Annotated in this window: 7 protein-coding genes; 6 read left to right on the top strand and 1 reads right to left on the bottom strand. The window is 72.3% G+C overall.

Going from position 1 to position 4800, the window contains the following annotated elements:
- The 3 genes from ACRDP3_RS18010 to ACRDP3_RS18000 all read left to right on the top strand — a co-directional run.
- Window positions 1-243 (top strand): ATP-binding domain-containing protein (locus ACRDP3_RS18010; RefSeq protein ID WP_431517988.1); only part of this gene is annotated, 243 nt, incomplete at its 5' end.
- 5 nt (window positions 244-248) lie between these two features.
- Complete coding sequence (locus tag ACRDP3_RS18005; protein ID WP_431517987.1) at window positions 249-743, top strand: DUF1772 domain-containing protein; 495 nt, start codon at window positions 249-251, stop codon at window positions 741-743.
- A 50-nt stretch (window positions 744-793) separates the two neighbouring features.
- Window positions 794-1216: a hypothetical protein gene (locus tag ACRDP3_RS18000; RefSeq protein WP_431517986.1), complete on the top strand. Its 423-nt coding sequence runs from the start codon at window positions 794-796 to the stop codon at window positions 1214-1216.
- Between the two features lie 238 nt (window positions 1217-1454).
- On the opposite strand, the gene ACRDP3_RS17995 is transcribed toward ACRDP3_RS18000, so the two are convergent.
- Window positions 1455-2156: a copper homeostasis protein CutC gene (locus ACRDP3_RS17995; protein WP_431517985.1), complete on the bottom strand. Its 702-nt coding sequence runs from the start codon at window positions 2154-2156 to the stop codon at window positions 1455-1457.
- 68 nt (window positions 2157-2224) lie between these two features.
- Here ACRDP3_RS17995 and ACRDP3_RS17990 point away from each other — a divergent pair, with 68 nt between their 5' ends.
- The 3 genes from ACRDP3_RS17990 to ACRDP3_RS17980 form a co-directional block, all read left to right on the top strand.
- On the top strand, window positions 2225-2932 hold the full coding sequence (locus ACRDP3_RS17990) for an HD domain-containing protein (protein ID WP_431517984.1): 708 nt from the start codon (window positions 2225-2227) through the stop codon (window positions 2930-2932).
- Window positions 2933-2983: 51 nt separating this feature from the next.
- Complete coding sequence (locus ACRDP3_RS17985) at window positions 2984-3547, top strand: TIGR03086 family metal-binding protein (protein WP_431517983.1); 564 nt, start codon at window positions 2984-2986, stop codon at window positions 3545-3547.
- A 63-nt stretch (window positions 3548-3610) separates the two neighbouring features.
- The coding region (locus ACRDP3_RS17980; protein ID WP_431517982.1) for a Cmx/CmrA family chloramphenicol efflux MFS transporter at window positions 3611-4800 on the top strand (1190 nt) is incomplete at its 3' end.

The following is a 4800-nucleotide window of genomic DNA, read 5'->3' as shown; positions in this document are numbered from 1 at the left end:
GCGGGCCTGCCGTGCCTCGCCCCGGGCGCGGAGACCAGCGCCGACGCCCGCCTCACCCTGGTCCCGGCGACCCTCGCCAAGGGCCTGGAGTACGACTACGTCGTCCTCGACGAGCCCGCCGCCATCGTCGACGGCGAACCGGACGAACGCACGGGCCTGCGCCGCCTGTACGTCGCCCTCACCCGCGCGGTCTCCGGCCTGACGGTTCTGCACGCCACGCCGCTGCCGGCAGCGCTAGTCTGAACGCCATGCTGCGGGAGTTCCAGACGGCGACCCTGATCGCCGCCACGCTCACCACCGGCCTGAGCGCCGGGCTCTACTACGGCTTCGCCTGCGCGGTCATGCCGGGCCTCGCCCGCACGGAGGACCGTAGCTTCATCCAGGGGATGCGGCGCATCAACACGGCCATCCTCAACGGCTGGTTCATGCTCCTCTTCCTCGGCTCGCTGCTCTTCACGATCGCGGCCGCCGCACTCCAACTGCCGGACGCCGGCTGGGGGACGGCCCTGCCCTGGACCGTTGCGGCGCTGGTGCTGTACGTGGCGGTGCTCGTCGTCACCATGAGCGTGAACGTCCCGCTCAACAACGCGCTCGAAGCGGGCGATCCTCCTGACGCCTCGGCTGAACTCACCGCCCTCCGCGCCCGCTTCGAGTCCCCCTGGACGCGCTGGAACCTGATCCGCACGGTCCTCAACGCGGCGGCCTTCGCCTGCCTCGCCTGGGCACTGATGCGCCAGCGGTAGGGCGGCATTACTGGTCCACCCTCCCCCCCCGTCGCGGCTACCGTAAGTACATGGCCGACCCAAGAGAGGCGCTGCGTCGTCTCACCGCATCCGCCGTTGCGGGAGAGAACGGGGAGTTGCATTCCCTCTGCCGACGCTACGGCGCGGAACTTGTTGTGGCCTTCGGCAGCGCGGTACGCACGGATGCCACGCCACGAGATCTCGATATCGCCGTTGCCTTCCACAGGCATGGGCCACAGCCCGACGTACTGGGTTTCCTCGACGCTCTGGGAGTGCTGGCCGAGACCACCACACTGGACTTCATGGATCTCGGCCGGGCGGGCCCCGTCGCACGGGAGCGTGCGCTGGTCAATGGGCTCCCACTGGTAGAGCTGATTCCCGGCGTCTTCGCTCGCGAGCAGATGCACGCGATCACAGAGCGGATGGACACCGCCTGGCTGCGACGTCTGGATCTGGAGTTGATGGCCCGGTGAGCGTGGACCAGGGAGTCACGGTCGACCTCTCTATCCTGGCCGGCGCCATCCCGATGGCGAGACGTCTCTACGATGACTACGTGCGTCAAGTGGCCGCCTTTCTCACCAGTCACCCACGCTGACTTACTTCAGTCGTCGTCCGGGCACGGCTATCTGACCGAGGGGTTCGGACTCGTACTGCGGTACGCCTTCGAGGAGTTAGGCCTTCACTGGCTCGAGGCCGACATCCAGCCCGGCGTCAGCCGTCCAGTACGTCGCGCCAGGTGCGGACCACAGCGGCGTCGGCCGGACCGGACCAGCCCTGGGGGCGGGCCGCGCCGCCGATGTGGAAGGCGGTGACGCCTGCCGCCGCGAGCTCCGGAACATGGTCCAGGCGCAGGCCGCCGCCGACCATGATCCGGGGCCCGCGACCCGGTTCGGCCGTGACCTCACGTGCCGCCTCCGCGCGCAGGACGGGCAGGCCGTCGTCGACGCCGTGCGGGGAGCCCGCCGTCAGATAGGTGTCGAGGCCGGGCAGAGCGGCGAGTTGTTCGCGCAGGCCGTCGCGGTCGGCGGCGCGATCGATGGCACGGTGGAAGGTCCAGCGGCAGCCCTCGATGACCTCGGTCAGGGCGCCGATCGCGTCCAGGTCCGGCCCGCCCGCCTCGTTCAGGAAGCCGAGGACGAACTCGTCGGCACCCTCGGCACGTAGCAGCCCGGCCTGGGCGCACAGCGCTTCCAGCGCCGCGTCGTCGCCGGCGGCGAAGCCGTCGGACGCCCGCAGCATGACGCGCAGCGGAAGGCCGACGGCGGCGCGGATACCGGCGAAGGTCTCCCGGGAGGGGGTGAGGCCGTCGGCGGCCATGTCCGTGACCAGTTCTAGGCGATCCGCCCCGCCGGCCTGGGCAGCGCGTGCGTCGTCCGCGGTGAGCGCGATCACCTCGAGAATTGGTCTAGACATGTACCACAGCCTGCCACATGGCGGACCGCCCCTGGAAGACGGCGATCACCGCAGACGACAATCACCCCATGGCGACAACCGACGACCCCGGGACCGGCCCCGTCCGGGAGACGCACGAGACGCACGAGGTGCTGCTCTCCCGCTGGGTCACCCTGCTGGTCGGAGCACGGGACGGCGAGGCCGGTCCGGACCCCGCCCCGTACGGGGAGAACCTGCTCGCCCGCTGGTCGGAGCCGCAGCGCCGGTACCACACCACCGACCACCTCCTCGCCGTACTCGACCGCGTCGACGAGCTGGCCCCGCACAGCACCGGTGGCGGCACGGACCTGCACGCGGTGCGGCTCGCGGCCTGGTTCCACGACGCCGTCTACCGGCCCGACCGCGGCGAGAACGAGGAGCGCAGCGCCCGGCTGGCCGAACGCGCCCTCCCCGAAGCCGGGGTCTCCGCCGCCCGTACGGCCGAGGTCGCCCGCCTCGTCCGGCTCACCGTGAGCCACGACCCCGAGCCGGGCGACGCCGACGGCGCGCTGCTGTGCGACGCGGACCTAGCGGTGCTGGCGGGCGCCCCCGAGGAGTACGCCCGTTACGCGGCCACGGTCCGGCAGGAGTACGACTTCGTCCCGGACGCCGACTTCCGCGCGGGCCGGGCCGGAGTACTGCGCCAACTCCTCGGTCTGCCACAGCTCTTCCGCACCCCGTACGGCCAGGACCGCTGGGAGGATCTCGCGCGCCGCAACCTGGAGACCGAGCTGGAGCTGCTGGCCACGGGTGCCTGAGATCCACGTCACGCCGGGCGGCGGACGCCGGGCGGGCGCACCATGGACGGCATGGAACTGATCGATGCCTTCGACACGGCCTTCAAGGAGTGGGACCGGCTCGTACACGAGGTCGCGGAGGAGCAGTGGGAGGACCCCACGCCCTGCGCCGAGTGGAACGTACGGGACCTGGTCAACCACCTCGTCGGCGAGCACCTCTGGGCACCGCTCCTGCTGGACGGCGCGACCCTCGAGGAGATCGGCGACCGCTTCGACGGTGACGTGGTCGGCGACGACCCGGTCGCCGCGTGGGAGGAGGCGGGCGGCGCCTCGTGGTCCGCGTTCCACCGGAAGAAGGCGCTGACGGGTCAGGTGCACGTCACCACCAGAATGATGCCGGCGGCGGAGTACGGCTGGCAGATGACCCTCGACCTCGCCGTACACGGCTGGGACCTGGCCCACGGCATCGGCGTACGGTCCCGGATGCTGGACGAGCTGGCCGACGCGGTCTACGAACGGGCCGCACCGGAGGCCGAGAGATGGCAGGGAGCGGGAGTCATCGACCCGCCGGTGCCGGTGCCGGACGACGTGGTCCCGCAGGACCGGCTGGTGGCACTGCTGGGGCGCCGCCCGTAGCGGAAGCCCGCAGTGGAAGCCCGCAGCGGAATGCGGATCGGGGGGCCGTGGTTGGTGGATGACATGCCCGCCGATCCGACTCCCCCGCGCGGCGGACTGCCGGTGTCCGTCTACGTCCTCGGGCTCTCGGTCTTCGCGCTCGGCACCTCCGAGTTCATGCTGTCCGGCATCCTGCAGCCGCTCGCCCGCGATCTGGACGTCTCCATACCGAAGGCCGGACTGCTGGTGTCCGCCTTCGCGATCGGCATGGTCGTGGGCGCCCCGCTGCTCGCCGCCGCGACGCTGCGGCTGCCCCGCCGTACGACGCTGATCACGCTGCTCGGGCTCTTCGGGCTCGGGCAGGTCGCGGGGGCGCTGGCCCCCGCCTACGGTGCGCTCTTCGCGTCCCGCGTCGTCAGCGCGCTCGCCTGCGCGGGCTTCTGGGCGGTGGGCGCGGCGGTCGCCGTCTCGCTGGTGCCGGTGACCGCGCGGGCCCGCGCCATGGCCGTCATGGTCGGCGGGCTGAGCATCGCCAACATCGCGGGCGTGCCCGCCGGTTCACTCCTCGGGCAGCACGCGGGCTGGCGGTCGGCCTTCTGGGCGGTGGCGGTCATGTCGGCGGTCGCGCTCGTCGGGGTGGTGGCGCTCGTACCGCGGACGAAGCCGCCGACCGGCGCGGACCGGCCACGGCTGCGCCGCGAGATCCGCATCTACGCCGACAAGCAGGTCTGGCTCACCCTGGTCACCATCGCGCTCAACGGCGCCGCGGTCTTCGCCGTCTTCTCCTACCTCGCCCCGCTGCTCACCGAGACCGCCGGGCTGCGGGAGAGCTGGGTGCCGACGGTGCTGGCCCTGTTCGGAGCGGGCGGGCTCATCGGTACGGCGATCGGCGGCCGCGTCGCGGACGCGCACCTCTTCGGCACGATGTACATCGGCACCACCGCGTCGGCGGCCGTGCTGACCCTGCTGGCCCTCCTCACCCACACCCCGGCCGCGGCGGTCGGGCTCGCCCTGCTGCTGGGCGTCACGGCCTTCACGACGGCTCCGGCGCTGAACGCGCGCATGTTCAACGTCGCCGACGCCGCCCCCACGCTGGCGGGCGCCACGGTGACCGCCGCCTTCAACATCGGCAACACGGTGGGCCCTTGGCTGGGCGGCCTGGTCATCAGCGCCGGCTGGGGCTACCCGGCGGTGGCCTGGACGGGTGCGGCCCTCGCCGCGGCGGGTGTCGCCGCGACGGCTGTCGCCTCCCGCGCGCAACAGCGGCACGCCCG

The sequence above is a fragment of the Streptomyces sp. genome, assembly GCF_050698815.1.
In the GTDB taxonomy this organism is placed as follows: Bacteria; Actinomycetota; Actinomycetes; order Streptomycetales; family Streptomycetaceae; genus Streptomyces.
The sequence above is the reverse complement of the archived record's forward strand: the minus strand, read 5'-3'. Positions and strand labels throughout refer to the sequence as shown.